Origin of the sequence: Arthrobacter sp. UYEF3 (genome assembly GCF_040546245.1) — a bacterium.
In the GTDB taxonomy this organism is placed as follows: Bacteria; Actinomycetota; Actinomycetes; order Actinomycetales; family Micrococcaceae; genus Arthrobacter.
In genome coordinates, this window is record NZ_JBEPNK010000003.1 from 62,536 (window position 1) to 77,243 (window position 14,708).

Genomic DNA, 14,708 nt, shown 5'->3' on the forward strand with positions numbered 1-14,708 from the left:
CGGAGACCACTTTAACGAGGAAATAAATTATGGGAATCCGTAAATACAAGCCGACTACCCCGGGCCGTCGCGGCTCGAGCGTAGCGGACTTCACCGAAATCACACGGTCGACACCGGAAAAGTCGTTGGTACGTCCCCTCCCGAAAAAGGGTGGCCGTAACAACACCGGTAAGATCACGACCCGTCACAAGGGTGGTGGGCACAAGCGCCAGTACCGTCTGATCGACTTCCGTCGCCACGACAAGGACGGCGTCAACGCCCGCGTTGCCGAAATCGAGTACGATCCGAACCGCACGGCTCGAATCGCCCTCCTGCACTACGTTGATGGCACCAAGCGTTACATCATCGCCCCGAACAAGCTGGTCCAGGGCGACACCGTGGAAGCAGGTGCCGACGCTGACATCAAGCCCGGCAACAACCTGCCGCTGCGCAACATCCCGGTCGGTACCGTGATCCACGCAGTCGAACTGCGTCCGGGTGGCGGCGCCAAGATGGGCCGCTCCGCCGGCGCATCGATCCAGCTCGTAGCCAAGGAAGGCCGTTTCGCCCAGCTGCGTCTGCCTTCCGGCGAAATCCGCAACGTTGACGTGCGCTGCCGCGCTACTGTCGGCGAGGTCGGCAACGCCGAGCAGTCGAACATCAACTGGGGCAAGGCCGGCCGTATGCGCTGGAAGGGCGTTCGCCCGACCGTCCGTGGTGTCGCCATGAACCCGGTTGACCACCCGCACGGTGGTGGCGAGGGTAAGACGTCCGGTGGACGTCACCCCGTCAACCCGAACGGTAAGCGCGAAGGCCGCACCCGCCGTCCCAACAAAGAGAGCGACAAGCTTATTGTTCGTCGCCGTCGTACTGGCAAGAACAAGCGATAGGAGCCTGGACACATGCCACGCAGCCTGAAAAAAGGTCCTTTCGTTGACCAGCACCTCTTTGCGAAGGTAGCCAGGGAAAACGAAAAGGGCACCAAGAACGTCATCAAGACCTGGTCCCGCCGTTCGATGATCGTCCCCGACATGCTCGGCCACACGATCGCCGTACACGACGGACGCAAGCACATCCCCGTGTTTGTCACTGAGTCGATGGTCGGGCACAAGCTCGGCGAATTCGCTCCCACGCGGACATTCCGCGGCCATGTCAAGGACGACCGTAAGGGCAAGCGCCGCTAGGCGCCTGCACTTACGTCAAAGACGAGAGAAGGAAAGCAATGGAAGCCAAGGCAATTGCGCGTCATATCCGCGTAACGCCTATGAAGGCCCGGCGCGTCGTCAACCTTGTTCGTGGTAAGCAAGCGAATGAGGCTCTGGCAATTCTGAAGTTTGCCCCACAGGCAGCTTCAGAGCCGGTATTCAAGGTAGTTCAGTCGGCAATCTCCAACGCCCGGGTCCTCGCGGACCGCGACGGCGTGGCGTTTGACGAAGGTGACCTCATCATCAGCGAAGCGTTTGTTGATGAAGGCCCGACCATGAAGCGGTTCCAGCCGCGTGCCCAGGGTCGTGCATTTCAGATCAAGAAGCGCACGAGCCACATCACCGTGGTAGTCGCTACCCCGGAGAAAGAGGAGGCTCGCTAAGTGGGACAGAAAGTTAACCCGCACGGGTTCCGACTCGGTATCACCACCGATCACGTATCGCACTGGTTCGCCGACAGCACCAAGCCCGGCCAGCGGTACAAGGACTTCGTCCGCGAAGACATCCGCATCCGCCAGCTCATGTCCACGGGCATGGAGCGCGCCGGCATCGCCAAGGTTGAGATCGAGCGCACCCGCGACCGTGTCCGTGTGGATATCCACACGGCGCGTCCGGGCATCGTGATCGGCCGCCGCGGCGCCGAAGCAGACCGCATCCGCGGCGAGCTCGAAAAGCTCACCGGCAAGCAGGTCCAGCTGAACATCCTCGAGGTCAAGAACCCCGAGATGGAAGCGCAGCTTGTTGCCCAGGGTGTTGCAGAGCAGCTGACTTCCCGCGTGGCGTTCCGCCGTGCGATGAAGAAGGCAATGCAGTCCGCGCAGCGCGCCGGTGCCAAGGGCATCCGGATCGCTTGCTCGGGTCGACTGGGTGGCGCAGAAATGTCCCGCTCGGAGTTCTACCGCGAAGGCCGTGTGCCCCTGCACACCCTGCGCGCGAACATCGACTACGGCTTCTACGAGGCCAAGACCACCTTCGGCCGCATCGGCGTGAAGGTCTGGATCTACAAGGGTGACGTCACCGCCAAGGAACTGGCTCAGCAGGCAGCTGCTGCTCCGTCCCGCGGCCGTGGTGCCAGCGATCGTCCGGGCCGCCCGGGTGGCGCTGACCGTGGTGACCGCCGTCGTCGTAACGACCGCCCGGCAGCCGACGCAGCACCTGCTGCCGAGGCTCCGGCAGCTGAAGCAGCTTCTGCCGCACCGGCACAGGCAGTAGAAGGAGGACAGGCTTAAATGCTTATCCCACGTCGAGTCAAGCACCGTAAGCAGCACCACCCGGGTCGTTCCGGCGCTGCCACGGGCGGCACCGAGGTCTCGTTCGGTGAGTGGGGTATCCAGGCTCTGAGCCCGGCATACGTCACCAACCGGCAGATCGAATCTGCCCGTATCGCGATGACCCGCCACATCAAGCGCGGCGGAAAGGTCTGGATCAACATCTACCCGGACCGCCCGCTGACGAAGAAGCCGGCCGAAACCCGCATGGGTTCCGGTAAGGGTTCTCCGGAGTGGTGGATCTCAAACGTCAAGCCGGGCCGGGTTCTCTTCGAACTCTCCGGTGTCAGTGAAGAGGTAGCTCGCGAGGCCCTGCGCCTGGCAATCCACAAGCTGCCGTTGAAGGCACGCATTGTGCGTCGCGAAGGTGGTGAGTAGAAATGGCAGTAGGGTCGAAGGATCTCGCACCCGCACAGCTGGACGGTTTCGACAACGAGCGTCTCGTTGAAGAACTCCGCAAGTCCAAGGAAGAGCTGTTCAACCTGCGTTTCCAGTCCGCCACCGGCCAGCTGGAGAGCCACGGTCGTCTGCGCGCGGTAAAGAAGGACATCGCACGCATCTACACCGTCCTCCGTGAGCGCGAGCTGGGCATTCGTGCCGAGGTTGCCGCGCCGGTTGTGGAAGCCAAGGAAGAAAAGAAGTCCAAGAAGGCTGCAACCAAGAAGGCCGACAAGGCTGAAACGGTTGAAACCGAGGAGGATGCCAAGTGAGTGAAAAGGACGAGAACGTGACGGAAACTGTTTCCGGCGCAGCCAAGGCTGACGAGCGCGGTGACCGTAAGACTAAGCGCGGCTACGTCGTCTCGGACAAGATGGAAAAGACCATCGTGGTCCAGGTCGAAGACCGCGTGAAGCACGCCCTCTACGGCAAGGTCATCCGCCGCAACACGAAGATCAAGGCTCACGACGAAGAGAACTCCGCCGGCATCGGCGACCTCGTTCTCCTCGCCGAGACCCGCCCGCTGTCCGCTACCAAGCGGTGGCGCCTGGTGGAGATCCTCGAGAAGGCCAAGTAGCACCTGCAGGTCCCCGCGCAAGGGGATCTGTGCGAAACCCCCGTTCCCTTCTGGGAGCGGGGGTTTCGCCGTTTCAGGGCTGGGTGACTACGGTGTCCCGTCTGGACGCTGTCCCTTTTTTGACCGTGGTCCGGCGAGTTTCGGGGGAGTGGCTCGCCGGCGGGATGAGCGCCCGCCGCGGGTCACGCCGCCGCCCCTGCTTGGCCTGTGCGGAGCGAGCATGTCTGTGATATGGGAATCTGGCGAAAACATGCTAGGATTTTGAGTTTGTATGGCGCCGTTCGTGCGTCATCGTCAACCTCGTAAACCATCGTGCCACGGCATAGTGCCCCCTCGCGCCCCGCGCGCTAGGGAAGCAACTGTTTTTGGCACGGGCGTTTAGGCCTGGTCTGGCAAAATCCAGGCAGGTCAAGAGACACCCCGATCAACCGTTCCGCAAGGCTCATTCCGTAGGAAGATTTTCGGTCTGAGAACCGGCGCGACGCAAGGAGTAAATAGTGATTCAGCAGGAGTCGCGACTCAAGGTTGCCGACAACACGGGTGCTAAGGAAATCCTTACCATTCGCGTTCTCGGTGGCTCTGGCCGTCGCTACGCAGGCATTGGCGACGTGATCGTCGCTACCGTCAAGGACGCAATTCCGGGCGGCAACGTAAAGAAGGGCGACGTCGTCAAGGCGGTCATCGTCCGTACCAAGAAGGAACGCCGCCGTGCGGATGGTTCCTACATCAAGTTTGACGAGAACGCAGCTGTGATCCTGAAGAACGACGGTGACCCCCGCGGTACCCGTATCTTCGGACCGGTTGGTCGTGAACTTCGCGACAAGAAGTTCATGAAGATCGTTTCTCTGGCTCCGGAGGTGCTCTAGTCCATGGCTAAGATCAAAAAGGGTGACCTCGTTCAGGTCATCACTGGCGCCAAGGCTGAGCGCGGCGGCGACAAGGGCAAACAGGGCAAGGTTCTGCGCGTCTACCCGGAGACCAACCGCGTGTTGGTCGAAGGCATTAACCGCGTAACCAAGCACACCAAGGTCGGTCAGTCGCAGCGCGGCACCAAGACCGGTGGCATCGAGGTCGTTGAGGCTTCAATCCACATCTCCAACGTGGCCCTGGTTGACCCCTCCACCAAGAAGCCCACCCGCGTCGGTTTCCGCACCGAGACCGTTGAGCGCGATGGCGTTAAGCGTGAAGTGCGCGTCCGCGTGGCCAAGAGCTCAGGGAAGGACATCTAATGACTGAGACTCTCGAGACTCCGGCAAGCAAGATCGTTCCTCGTCTGAAGACCAAGTACGCGGATTCCATCAAGAGCTCGCTCGTTGAGGAATTCAAGTACGAGAACGTGAACCAGGTTCCCCGTCTGGTGAAGGTCGTTGTGAACATGGGTGTTGGAGATGCCGCCAAGGACTCCAAACTGATCGACGGCGCTGTCCGCGATCTGACCCTGATCACCGGCCAGAAGCCGCAGGTGACCAAGGCCCGCAAGTCGATCGCACAGTTCAAGCTGCGCGAAGGCATGCCGATCGGTGCGCACGCAACTCTGCGTGGCGACCGCATGTGGGAATTCCTGGACCGTCTGGTCACGCTGGCACTGCCGCGTATCCGCGACTTCCGGGGCCTCAGCGGCAAGCAGTTCGACGGCAACGGCAACTACACCTTCGGTCTGACCGAGCAGGTTATGTTCCACGAGATCGATCAGGATGCCATTGACCGCGTTCGCGGCATGGACATCACCGTCGTGACCACTGCCAAGACCGACGACGAAGGCCGCGCGTTCCTTAAGGCGCTTGGCTTCCCGTTCAAGACCGAAGATTAATCTAGCTACGTAAAAGGTCCGGCTGCCGGGTGTTGAACACCACGGCAGCGGAAACCGTTATGAGGAAGGGCAAGAGCCCACATGACTATGACAGATCCTGTCGCAGATATGCTTACGCGTCTGCGCAATGCAAACTCGGCATACCACGAATCCGTGTCTATGCCTTACAGCAAGCTCAAGGCACGCGTTGCTGACATCCTGAAGGCAGAAGGCTACATCGCCTCCTGGAAGGAAGAAGACGCGGAGGTTGGCAAGAAGCTGACCCTCGAGCTCAAATTCGGTCCGAACCGCGAGCGTTCCATCGCTGGTGTTCGTCGTATTTCCAAGCCGGGACTGCGCGTTTACGCAAAGTCCACCAACCTGCCGCACGTGCTCGGTGGCCTGGGTGTCGCAATCCTGTCCACCTCTTCCGGCCTCTTGACTGACAAGCAGGCCGGCAAGAAGGGCGTGGGCGGCGAAGTCCTCGCTTACGTCTGGTAACGGGAAAGGAAGAGAATAATGTCACGTATTGGACGTCTCCCCATCACCGTTCCTGCAGGCGTTGAGGTCAAGGTTGACGGCTCTGTCGTCAGCGTCAAGGGTTCCAAGGGCGAGCTGAGCCACACTGTGGCCAGCCCGATCGAGGTCACCCTGGATGAAGGCACCCTGACTGTCGCCCGCCCGAACGACGAGCGCGCCTCCCGTTCGCTGCACGGCCTGACCCGCACCCTGATCGCCAACATGATCCAGGGTGTTACCGCAGGCTACGAGAAGAAGCTTGAGATCGTCGGTACCGGTTACCGCGTCCAGGCCAAGGGTTCTGACCTGGAGTTCGCTCTGGGCTACAGCCACCCGGTCAACGTCTCGGCTCCGAACGGCATCACCTTTGCAGTTGAGACCCCGACCAAGCTCTCTGTTTCAGGTATTTCCAAGCAGCAGGTCGGCGAGGTTGCTGCCAACATTCGCAAGCTGCGGAAGCCGGACCCCTATAAGGGCAAGGGCATCCGCTACGCCGGCGAAGTCATCCGCCGCAAGGTCGGAAAGGCTGGTAAGTAACCATGGCCATCGCAATTAACAAGAAGCGTACGAACAAGAGCAAGTCTGCCCAGCGCAGCCGCCGCCAGCTTCGTATCCGCAAGCGCATCTCCGGTACGGCCGTACGACCGCGTCTGGTCGTCAACCGTTCCGCCCGCCACGTATTTGTCCAGGTTGTCGATGACACCAAGGGCCTGACCGTTGCGAGCGCATCCACTTTGGAAGCCGACCTTCGTGCATTCGACGGTGACAAGACCGCCAAGGCCAAGCGCGTTGGCGAGCTCGTCGCCGAGCGTGCCAAGGCTGCCGGTATCGAAGCTGTTGTCTTCGACCGCGGTGGTAACAAGTACCACGGCCGGATCGCCGCCGTCGCTGACGGCGCACGTGAAGGTGGGCTGGCACTGTGACCGAAAATAACGAAAAGGACATCCAGGTGACTGAAGCTGTAGCTGCTCCGGCAACTGAGACCGCTGCGCCTGCTACCACTGACGACCGCCGTGGTGGCGCGCGTCGTGGCGAGCGTGGCGACCGCGGCCAGGGCCAGGGCCGTGGCGACCGTGGTGGCCGTGGTGGCCGCGACGGCGGCCGCGAAGCCGAGAAAAGCCAGTTCGTAGAGCGCGTCGTTACCATCAACCGCGTTTCCAAGGTCGTCAAGGGTGGTCGTCGCTTCAGCTTCACCGCCCTCGTCGTCGTCGGTGACGGCAACGGCATGGTCGGCGTCGGCTACGGCAAGGCCAAGGAAGTTCCCGCCGCCATCGCAAAGGGCGTTGAAGAGGCCAAGAAGTCCTTCTTCCGCGTTCCCCGCATCGGCAGCACCATCCCGCACCGCGTTCAGGGTGAAGCCGCCGCAGGCGTTGTCATGCTGCGTCCGGCGTCCGCCGGTACCGGTGTTATCGCCGGCGGTCCGGTCCGTGCAGTACTGGAGTGCGTGGGCATCCACGACATCCTCTCCAAGTCGCTGGGTTCCTCCAACGCCATCAACATCGTTCACGCGACCGTTGATGCGCTGAAGCGCCTCGAAGAGCCGGCAGCAGTGGCAGCACGCCGCGGCCTCCCGCTCGACGAGATCGCTCCGCCGGCAATGGTGAAGGCGATCATGAACCAGAAGGCAGGTGTCTGAGTCGTGGCTAAAAACCTGATTCCCTCCGACGCCCAGTTGGAGATCACTCAGATCAAGTCCGCCATTGGCGGCAAGCAGAACCAGCGCGACACCCTGCGGTCCCTCGGCCTGAAGCGGATCGGACACACCGTTGTCCGCACCGCCGATGCCGTGACCGTTGGAATGCTCAACACGGTTCCGCACCTGGTAAAGGTAGAGGAGGCGAAGTAAATGGCAGAGAAGAACACCGCCGAGAAGGCACAGGGCGCCGCTGCTGAGAAGCAGAACGCACTGAAGGTTCACCACCTGCGTCCCGCCCCGGGTGCCAAGACCGCCAAGACCCGCGTTGGTCGTGGTGAAGGTTCCAAGGGTAAGACCGCTGGCCGCGGTACCAAGGGTACGAAGGCCCGCTACCAGATCAAGGCTGGCTTTGCCGGCGGCCAGCTGCCGCTGCACATGCGCCTGCCGAAGCTGCGCGGCTTCAAGAACCCGTTCCGGGTTGAGTTCCAGGTTGTAAACCTGGACAAGCTCAACGAGCTGTTCCCGGAAGGTGGCGCAGTCACCGTGGAGAACCTGGTCGAAAAGGGTGCGGTTCGCAAGAACCAGCCCGTCAAGGTGCTTGGCACCGGCGACATCACCGTCAAGGTTGACGTCTCCGTCCACGCATTCTCGGCCAGCGCCGCAGAAAAGATTGCCGCAGCCGGCGGAAGCACCACCGCCCTCTAAGGAGGCGGCGGGACATTCGCCCGTTGTTGAAACTCCCGGCACCGGGGCTCCGGCCCTGGTGCCGGGAGTTTTTTCATTTCCGGGCCCATCCGATTGTTCGGCTGGCGCATCCACCCGTTAGACTCGGTTGTTGGGTTCATTTGACCTGTCTCACACGACTTTACTTATTCCTCAGGAGGACGCTTGCTTAGCGCATTCGGCCGGGCCTTTCGCACGCCTGATCTGCGACGCAAGTTGTTGTTCACGCTGGCAATCATCACAATCTTCCGCTTGGGTGCTTTCATCCCCTCGCCTGGTGTGAGCTACCAGAATGTCCAGCAATGCTTGCAGAACGGTCAGACCTCGGGCGGGATCTACCAGCTCGTCAACCTGTTCAGCGGCGGCGCGTTGCTGCAGGTCTCAATCTTCGCGCTCGGGATCATGCCGTACATCACGTCCAGCATCATCGTTCAGCTGCTCCGCGTGGTCATTCCGCGGTTCCAGCAACTCTACGAAGAGGGCGCCACGGGCCAGTCCAAGTTGACGCAGTACACGCGTTACCTGACGATCGCCCTCGGCCTGCTTAACGCCACGACGCTGGTGTCGCTGGCACGTTCCGGCCAGCTGCTGCCAAACTGCCAGCTGCCGATCATTCCGGATACAAGCATCATCACCACGATCCTCCTCATCATCACCCTGACGGCCGGTACCGGCCTGATCATGTGGATGGGCGAGCTCGTGACGGAAAAGGGCGTCGGCAACGGCATGTCGCTGCTCATCTTCACGTCCATTGCGGCCGGCTTCCCGACCTCGCTGGGCGCGATCTGGAAGGCCCAGGGGCCGGGCACGTTCTTCATGGTGCTGGTCATCGGTCTGCTGACCGTGGCACTGGTCGTTTTCGTTGAACAGTCCCAGCGCCGCATCCCGGTGCAGTACGCCAAGCGTATGATCGGCCGCCGGACCGTGGGCGGCACCAGCACCTACATCCCCATCAAGGTGAACATGGCCGGCGTCGTTCCCGTCATCTTCGCGTCCTCGATGCTGTACCTGCCGGGGTTGATTTCGCAGTTCAACCGGCCCAAGCCGGGCGAGTCCTTGGCGCCGTGGGTCGAGTGGATTAACAACAACCTGACCCGCGGTGACCACCCCATCTACATGGCTCTCTACTTCTCCATGATTGTCTTCTTCACGTACTTCTATGTCGCGATTACTTTCAACCCTGAGGAAGTTTCTGACAACATGAAGAAGTACGGCGGCTTCATTCCGGGTATCCGTGCCGGTAAGCCGACCGCAGATTACCTGCAGTATGTGCTTTCCAGGATCACTTTGCCCGGCGCGATCTATTTGGGTCTCGTGGCCCTGATCCCGTTGATTGCCTTGGTCCTGATCAACGCCAACCAGAACTTCCCGTTCGGCGGCACCTCGATCCTGATCATGGTGGGCGTCGGTTTGGAGACCGTCAAGCAGATTGACGCGCAACTACAGCAGCGTCACTACGAAGGGCTTTTGCGATGACGAGAATGTTGATTATCGGACCTCCCGGTTCGGGCAAGGGGACGCAGGCGGAGCGTATTTCGGAGCGCCTCGGTGTCGTGGCGATCTCCACCGGCGACATCTTCCGCGCCAATGTCAAGGGTGAGACCCCGCTGGGCGTCGAAGCCAAGACGTTCATGGACGCCGGAGACTTCGTCCCGGACAGCGTGACCAACAAGATGGTCCGTGACCGCCTCACCGAGGCCGACGTCGAGCCGGGCTTCCTGCTCGACGGCTACCCGCGGACCACCGCCCAGGTGGACTACCTGGACGCGATCCTGACCGACGGCGAGCAGAAGCTCGACGTCGTCCTGCAGCTCACGGCCGACGACGAGGAACTCGTCACGCGCCTGTTGGGCCGCGCCAGGGATACCGGGCGCAGCGATGACAACGAGGCCGTCATCCGCCACCGTCTGGACCTCTACCACGGCCAGACGGAGGCTGTGGTGGCGAAGTATGCCGAGCGCGGCATCCTCACCCGGGTTGACGGCATCGGCGGCATAGACGAGGTCACCGACCGCGTCATGCAGGCCATCAAAGCGGCGCAGTCCGCCTGAGCCGGTCCCGTATCCATCGAGGCTCCTCCCGCAGCGCCGGGAGGAGCCTCAGGCATTTGTCCGCACACCCCACGCGGGGCGGCGCGGCCCCACCGAAAGGACGCTGAGGATGGCATTCGGCCAGACCCGCATCGAATACAAGACCAACGCCCAGATGCGAACCATGCATGAGGCCGGGCTGGTCCTCAGCCGCGCCCTCGACGCCGCCGTAGCAGCGGCTGTCCCCGGGGTGAGCACCCGCGACCTCGACGCCGTGTTTGCTGGCGTGCTACAGGACGCAGGAGCCAAGTCCAACTTCCTTGGCTACCACGGCTTCCCGGCGACTATCTGCACCTCTGTCAACGAGGAAGTGGTACACGGCATCCCGGGCGACCGCGTCCTGCGGGACGGGGACATCATCTCGGTCGACGGCGGCGCGATCGTGGAAGGCTGGCACTCCGACTCGGCCCGGACAGTGATCGTGGGCACGGCCGATCCCGAGGACCAGCGGCTCTCCGACGTCACCGAGGCCGCCATGTGGCATGGGATTGCGGCGCTCGCGACCGGCAAGTTCGTCGGCGACGTCGGGGCCGCCGTGGATGATTACGTCTCGTCCGTGCCGGGCAAGCCGCTGGGCATCCTGGAGGACTACGTGGGCCACGGGATCGGATCGGAGATGCACATGGCCCCGGATGTGCTGAACTACCGCACGAGCCACCGCGGACCCAAGGTCCGGCCCGGGCTGTGCCTGGCCATCGAACCGATGCTGGTTCGCGGCAGCATCGACACCGCCGTCCTCGAGGACGACTGGACGGTTGTCACCACCGACGGCAAGCGGTCCTGCCAGTGGGAGCACTCCGTGGCCGTCCACGAGAACGGTATCTGGGTGCTCTCCGCGCCCGACGGGGGAGCCGCTAAGCTTGCTCCGCTGGGCGTCGTACCGGTCCCGATTCCCTGAGACGCCCTTAAACCCAAGCGGCCCGCAATTGTTGTCGTCGTGAGGGCTCAAAACGACAACAGCTGCGGGCCACGCGGCCGGCGGGACTAGCTCCTGAGCTTCGGCTTCACGTCCTTGGTGTAGATACCCTCCAGGGTGGCCCTGAGCTCGCTCATGGTGGCCTTGACATCACCCTGCTGGGTGAGGATCTTCGCGGCCGACTTGGCCATCTCCTGGTCAGCGCCGGGCAGGAATACCCGGGCGTTGTCCTGGACCCGGGTCTCCGCGAGCTGGTCCATGGCGGTCTTGATCTGCGGCGTCTTGGCAAGCACCGAGCCCATGTCGGCGGACACCCGGGTCGGCATATAGCCGGTGGCGGCGGAGAACGCAGCGGTGTTCTCCGGCTCGGTCATGAACTTCAGGAAGGTAGCAGCGGCGAGCTGGACTTCCTTGCTGGCGCCGCTCGGGATACCCAGCCCGGCGCCGCCGGTGGGGCAGACGCCGCTCTCGTTCTTAGGCCCGCCCGGGAGGAACCCGACGCCGACGTTGAACTTGGCGGACTTCAGTACGCCCAGAAGCGAGCCGGTGGAGGAGATCGTGGTGGAGGTGATGCCGGCGGCGAAGTCGTCGGCGGCCTCCTTCGACGAGACCCCCGCCCACTTGTCCTTGAAGATCGAATCCTGGGCCCACTGGAGGGCTGCCACGGACTCGGTGGAGTCACAGTTGAAGTCCCAGCCGTTGGACCAGCTGCCGCCCCAGGCCCACAGATTGTTCTGCAGCGTCCAGCCGGCATACCCGGCAAGTGCGGGGTAGATGTATGCGTACTGGGCGTCCGAGCTGGCCTTGAGCTTCGGCGCCCATTCGCCGAATTCCTGCCACGTCTTCGGCGCGCGGTCCGGCAGGCCTGCGGCTTTGAAGTGGTCCTTGTTGTAATAGAACAGCGGGGTGGAGCGGCCGTAGGGGAGCGCCCACTGTTTGTCCGCGTACCTGTAGTCCGCGACGAGCGACTTCTGGAAGTCGTCGACCTTGATGTCCAGCTGCTTGATCAAGCCGTCGAGCGGGATGATGTTGCCGTTGGTGTAGTAGCGGAACCACCAGACATCGGAGAGCACCAGAAGGCCCGGCAGGTCCGACTTCGCGGCCTGGGAGGTCTGGAACTTCTGCGCGATTTCCTCGTAGTTGGCGCCAGCTGTCACCAGATTGACTTGGATCTCCGGGAACTTCGCCTGAAACTTCCCGATGATCGCTTTTTCCACGTCCTGGGACTTGCCCGGGTGGTTGGTCCAGAAGTCGATGGAAGCGGCGGCCTTCACCCCGCTGAAGTCGATGTCGGCCGCGCCGGAGGTTGCGGTGGCGGCTCCCGTGGACGGGCCGCCGCAGGCTGCCAGTGCGGCCGCGCCTGCGCCGGCGCCGGCCAGGCCAAGGAAGTGTCGGCGGTCAAGATTTAGCGCCATGGTGGGTCCTTTCGGGGGTGGTGACTGGTTGTCATGCTTGAGGTGCTGTGGGGTGTCTGGGGCGGAATCCGCCTTAGCCGGTGACGCTGCCCTGGGTGAGCCCGGCCACGATGTAGCGCTGTAGGGCCGCGAAGACCAGCAGGATGGGAACGATGACCAGCACGGCGCCGGCCATCAGGATGCCCCAGCCGGAGCCGTTGCCTTCCGAGTTCTGCAGCAGGGTCAGTCCCACCGGCAGGGTCATGGTTTCGGGCCGGTCGGTAATGATGAGCGGCCAGATGTAGTCATTCCATTCGCTCACCACGGTGACCAGCGCGACGGTCGCGATGGAGGGGCCGGAGACCGGGACGACGACCTGCCACAGCCGCCGCCAGTGTCCTGCGCCGTCGATCTCCGCGGCCTCCAGGATGGAGCCTGGCAGCGTCATGAAGTGCTGGCGCAGCAGGAAGGTGCCGAAGGCGGTGCCCAGCCCGGGCACGATGATGCCCCACAGGGTGTTCTTGCCGCCCAACCCCGCGATCAGGATGTAGTTGGGCAGGATGGAGACCTGCGGTGGCACCATCAGCGCGACCAGGATGAGGATGAAGATGACGTTCTTGAAGGGGAAGCGGACAAAAACCAGGGCGTAGGCCGTCAGGACCGCCAGGATCACTTTCACGGTGGCGCCCACCGTGGTGACGATCAGGCTATTCACAAAAAACCGCCCAAACGGCACCGTCGTCATCGCCACATGGTAGTTGTCCAGGTTCACGCTCTCAGGCAGGATATTCAGGTCCATCGTGATGATTTCGCCGGGCTGCTTGAAGGAGCTCAGCACCATCCAGAGCAGGGGAAGCACCACCACCAGGGTCGCGAGGATCAGCGGGAGATAGCCGCCGGCGATGGTCTGGACGAGGCTTGCGCGGGACAACGGCCGGTGGCGCTGCGGCGGCACGTCGGGGCCCGAAAGGGGGCCGGCCGCGGACCCGGCGCCGGCGGCGGGATCGGGGCTGACCGGAGAGAATGTGCTCACGAGTAGTGCACCTTTCGCTCGACGAACCGCACCTGCAGCACAGTGATGACCAGCAGGATCGCGAAGAGGACCACGGAGATGGAAGCGGAGTAGCCGGCCCGGTTGAAGGCGCCAAAGGCCTGCAGGTACGCCTCATAGATCAGGGTGGACGTGCCGTTGCCCAGCGGGGTCATGATCCGGATCAGATCAAACGCCTGCAGGGAACTGAGCATGGTGGTGATCAGCAGGAAGAAAGTAGTGGGGGAAAGCAACGGAACCGAGATGCTGATTAAACGGCGGAAACCATTGGCGCCGTCCAGCGAGGCCGCTTCCATGACGTCCTGGGGGAGCGACTGGAGGCCCGCCAGGTAGACGACGGCGCAGTAGCCGAGGTTCTTCCAGACGTAGACGATGATCACCATGACCAGGGACAGTTGCGGGTCGTTGATCCACTGCGGGCTTTGCTGGCCGATCCCGCGGAACAGCCAGGACAGCACCCCGTAGCCGGGGTCGAAGATGAACAGCCACACCAGCCCGACGCCGACCCCGCTGAGCACGTAGGGGGCGAAGACTGCGGTCCGGGCGAAGGTGGTGCCGCGGACTTTGGAGTTCAGGGCGAGGGCCACCAGCAGCCCGAGGACCATAGAACCGCCGACCGTGATGACCGTGAAGACGGCCGTGGTCCCCAGTACTTTGGGGGCGTCGGCACTGGTGAAGAAGTTGATGTAGTTGTCGAAGCCGACGACTGTGGCGGAGGCGGAGCCGAGGGTCCAGTCCAGGGTCGAGTAGTAGATGTTGTTGATCAGCGGGAGGTAGGTGAACACCGCAATCAACGCGAGGTTTGGCAGGGCCAAGGCCAGGAACACGATGAAGTCCCTGCGGGCCCGGACCGACCAGCGTCCCCTGCGCTGGTCCGGCGTGACGGTCGCGGCGGTAGCCGCAGGACTGTCCAATAATTGTCTTGTCATAGGGTCTCTAACGGATCCGGGCCTGGCGGTGCCAGGCTGGTGGGCGGGGGGATCAACAACACTTCACCACACTGGTGGTGGCCGGAACCCCGCATGGGGCCTTGTCAGATCTTTGTTATGCCAGGCTTCGTTGCCTGTTTACCCCCTCGTTGGTTGCAGTATTCCCCGGCGCCCGTTTGGGGACGGGGAGATCG

At 62.7% G+C, this 14,708-nt stretch carries 22 protein-coding genes; 19 read left to right on the top strand and 3 right to left on the bottom strand.

What is annotated here, in order from left to right:
* The first annotated feature begins 29 nt into the window (after nt 1–29).
* The 19 genes from rplB (at nt 30) to map (ending at nt 11,122) form a co-directional block, all read left to right on the top strand.
* Nucleotides 30–869, top strand: coding sequence for a 50S ribosomal protein L2 (rplB, locus tag ABIB14_RS02840; RefSeq protein WP_354233917.1), 840 nt, complete (start codon nt 30–32; stop codon nt 867–869).
* A gap of 12 nt (nt 870–881) precedes the next feature.
* The gene (rpsS, locus tag ABIB14_RS02845) at nt 882–1,163 is read left to right on the top strand and encodes a 30S ribosomal protein S19 (protein ID WP_354233918.1); all 282 of its coding nucleotides are present in this window, start codon (nt 882–884) and stop codon (nt 1,161–1,163) included.
* A 38-nt stretch (nt 1,164–1,201) separates the two neighbouring features.
* Nucleotides 1,202–1,567, top strand: coding sequence for a 50S ribosomal protein L22 (rplV, locus tag ABIB14_RS02850; RefSeq protein ID WP_003803798.1), 366 nt, complete (start codon nt 1,202–1,204; stop codon nt 1,565–1,567).
* The gene (gene rpsC, locus ABIB14_RS02855) at nt 1,568–2,413 is read left to right on the top strand and encodes a 30S ribosomal protein S3 (RefSeq protein ID WP_354233919.1); all 846 of its coding nucleotides are present in this window, start codon (nt 1,568–1,570) and stop codon (nt 2,411–2,413) included. It abuts the gene before it with no gap.
* The gene (gene rplP, locus ABIB14_RS02860) at nt 2,414–2,830 is read left to right on the top strand and encodes a 50S ribosomal protein L16 (RefSeq protein ID WP_354233920.1); all 417 of its coding nucleotides are present in this window, start codon (nt 2,414–2,416) and stop codon (nt 2,828–2,830) included.
* 2 nt (nt 2,831–2,832) lie between these two features.
* Nucleotides 2,833–3,162: a 50S ribosomal protein L29 gene (rpmC, locus tag ABIB14_RS02865; RefSeq protein ID WP_354233922.1), complete on the top strand. Its 330-nt coding sequence runs from the start codon at nt 2,833–2,835 to the stop codon at nt 3,160–3,162.
* Nucleotides 3,159–3,467, top strand: coding sequence for a 30S ribosomal protein S17 (gene rpsQ, locus ABIB14_RS02870; RefSeq protein WP_354233924.1), 309 nt, complete (start codon nt 3,159–3,161; stop codon nt 3,465–3,467). The genes rpmC and rpsQ overlap by 4 nt, the downstream gene beginning before the upstream one ends.
* Nucleotides 3,468–3,964: 497 nt before the next feature.
* Nucleotides 3,965–4,333, top strand: a complete 369-nt coding sequence (rplN, locus tag ABIB14_RS02875; RefSeq protein WP_003803789.1) for a 50S ribosomal protein L14 — start codon at nt 3,965–3,967, stop codon at nt 4,331–4,333.
* Between the two features lie 3 nt (nt 4,334–4,336).
* Nucleotides 4,337–4,696, top strand: coding sequence for a 50S ribosomal protein L24 (gene rplX, locus ABIB14_RS02880; RefSeq protein ID WP_018773671.1), 360 nt, complete (start codon nt 4,337–4,339; stop codon nt 4,694–4,696).
* A complete protein-coding gene (gene rplE / locus ABIB14_RS02885; protein ID WP_354233927.1) occupies nt 4,696–5,277 on the top strand; it encodes a 50S ribosomal protein L5 in 582 nt (193 codons plus the stop codon). Before rplX ends, rplE begins: the two co-directional genes overlap by 1 nt.
* 81 nt (nt 5,278–5,358) lie before the next feature.
* Nucleotides 5,359–5,757 carry a 30S ribosomal protein S8 gene (rpsH, locus tag ABIB14_RS02890; RefSeq protein WP_024366123.1) on the top strand — a complete coding sequence of 133 codons (399 nt, stop codon included), beginning with the start codon at nt 5,359–5,361 and terminating at the stop codon, nt 5,755–5,757.
* 18 nt (nt 5,758–5,775) lie between these two features.
* Nucleotides 5,776–6,312 (top strand): 50S ribosomal protein L6, encoded by a 537-nt coding sequence (gene rplF, locus ABIB14_RS02895; RefSeq protein WP_354233929.1) that lies wholly within the window; start codon nt 5,776–5,778, stop codon nt 6,310–6,312.
* Nucleotides 6,313–6,314: 2 nt separating this feature from the next.
* Nucleotides 6,315–6,698 (top strand): 50S ribosomal protein L18, encoded by a 384-nt coding sequence (gene rplR, locus ABIB14_RS02900; RefSeq protein ID WP_018773674.1) that lies wholly within the window; start codon nt 6,315–6,317, stop codon nt 6,696–6,698.
* Nucleotides 6,699–6,724: 26 nt separating this feature from the next.
* On the top strand, nt 6,725–7,411 hold the full coding sequence (gene rpsE, locus ABIB14_RS02905) for a 30S ribosomal protein S5 (protein WP_354233931.1): 687 nt from the start codon (nt 6,725–6,727) through the stop codon (nt 7,409–7,411).
* A 3-nt stretch (nt 7,412–7,414) separates the two neighbouring features.
* Nucleotides 7,415–7,621 carry a 50S ribosomal protein L30 gene (rpmD, locus tag ABIB14_RS02910; RefSeq protein ID WP_056626615.1) on the top strand — a complete coding sequence of 69 codons (207 nt, stop codon included), beginning with the start codon at nt 7,415–7,417 and terminating at the stop codon, nt 7,619–7,621.
* Nucleotides 7,622–8,116 carry a 50S ribosomal protein L15 gene (rplO, locus tag ABIB14_RS02915; protein WP_354233934.1) on the top strand — a complete coding sequence of 165 codons (495 nt, stop codon included), beginning with the start codon at nt 7,622–7,624 and terminating at the stop codon, nt 8,114–8,116.
* A 183-nt stretch (nt 8,117–8,299) separates the two neighbouring features.
* Nucleotides 8,300–9,610, top strand: coding sequence for a preprotein translocase subunit SecY (gene secY, locus ABIB14_RS02920; RefSeq protein WP_354233936.1), 1,311 nt, complete (start codon nt 8,300–8,302; stop codon nt 9,608–9,610).
* A 5-nt stretch (nt 9,611–9,615) separates the two neighbouring features.
* Entirely contained in the window at nt 9,616–10,185 is a 570-nt protein-coding gene (locus ABIB14_RS02925) for an adenylate kinase (protein ID WP_354233938.1), read from the top strand.
* A 109-nt stretch (nt 10,186–10,294) separates the two neighbouring features.
* Nucleotides 10,295–11,122: a type I methionyl aminopeptidase gene (gene map / locus ABIB14_RS02930; protein WP_354233940.1), complete on the top strand. Its 828-nt coding sequence runs from the start codon at nt 10,295–10,297 to the stop codon at nt 11,120–11,122.
* A gap of 86 nt (nt 11,123–11,208) precedes the next feature.
* Here map and ABIB14_RS02935 read toward each other — a convergent pair whose 3' ends face one another.
* The 3 genes from ABIB14_RS02935 to ABIB14_RS02945 form a co-directional block, all read right to left on the bottom strand.
* On the bottom strand, nt 11,209–12,555 hold the full coding sequence (locus ABIB14_RS02935; RefSeq protein WP_354233942.1) for an ABC transporter substrate-binding protein: 1,347 nt from the start codon (nt 12,553–12,555) through the stop codon (nt 11,209–11,211).
* Nucleotides 12,556–12,628: 73 nt separating this feature from the next.
* Nucleotides 12,629–13,567, bottom strand: a complete 939-nt coding sequence (locus tag ABIB14_RS02940; RefSeq protein WP_502909591.1) for a carbohydrate ABC transporter permease — start codon at nt 13,565–13,567, stop codon at nt 12,629–12,631.
* Complete coding sequence (locus tag ABIB14_RS02945) at nt 13,564–14,514, bottom strand: carbohydrate ABC transporter permease (protein ID WP_354233944.1); 951 nt, start codon at nt 14,512–14,514, stop codon at nt 13,564–13,566. The genes ABIB14_RS02940 and ABIB14_RS02945 overlap by 4 nt, the downstream gene beginning before the upstream one ends.
* Nucleotides 14,515–14,708: the final 194 nt, after the last annotated feature.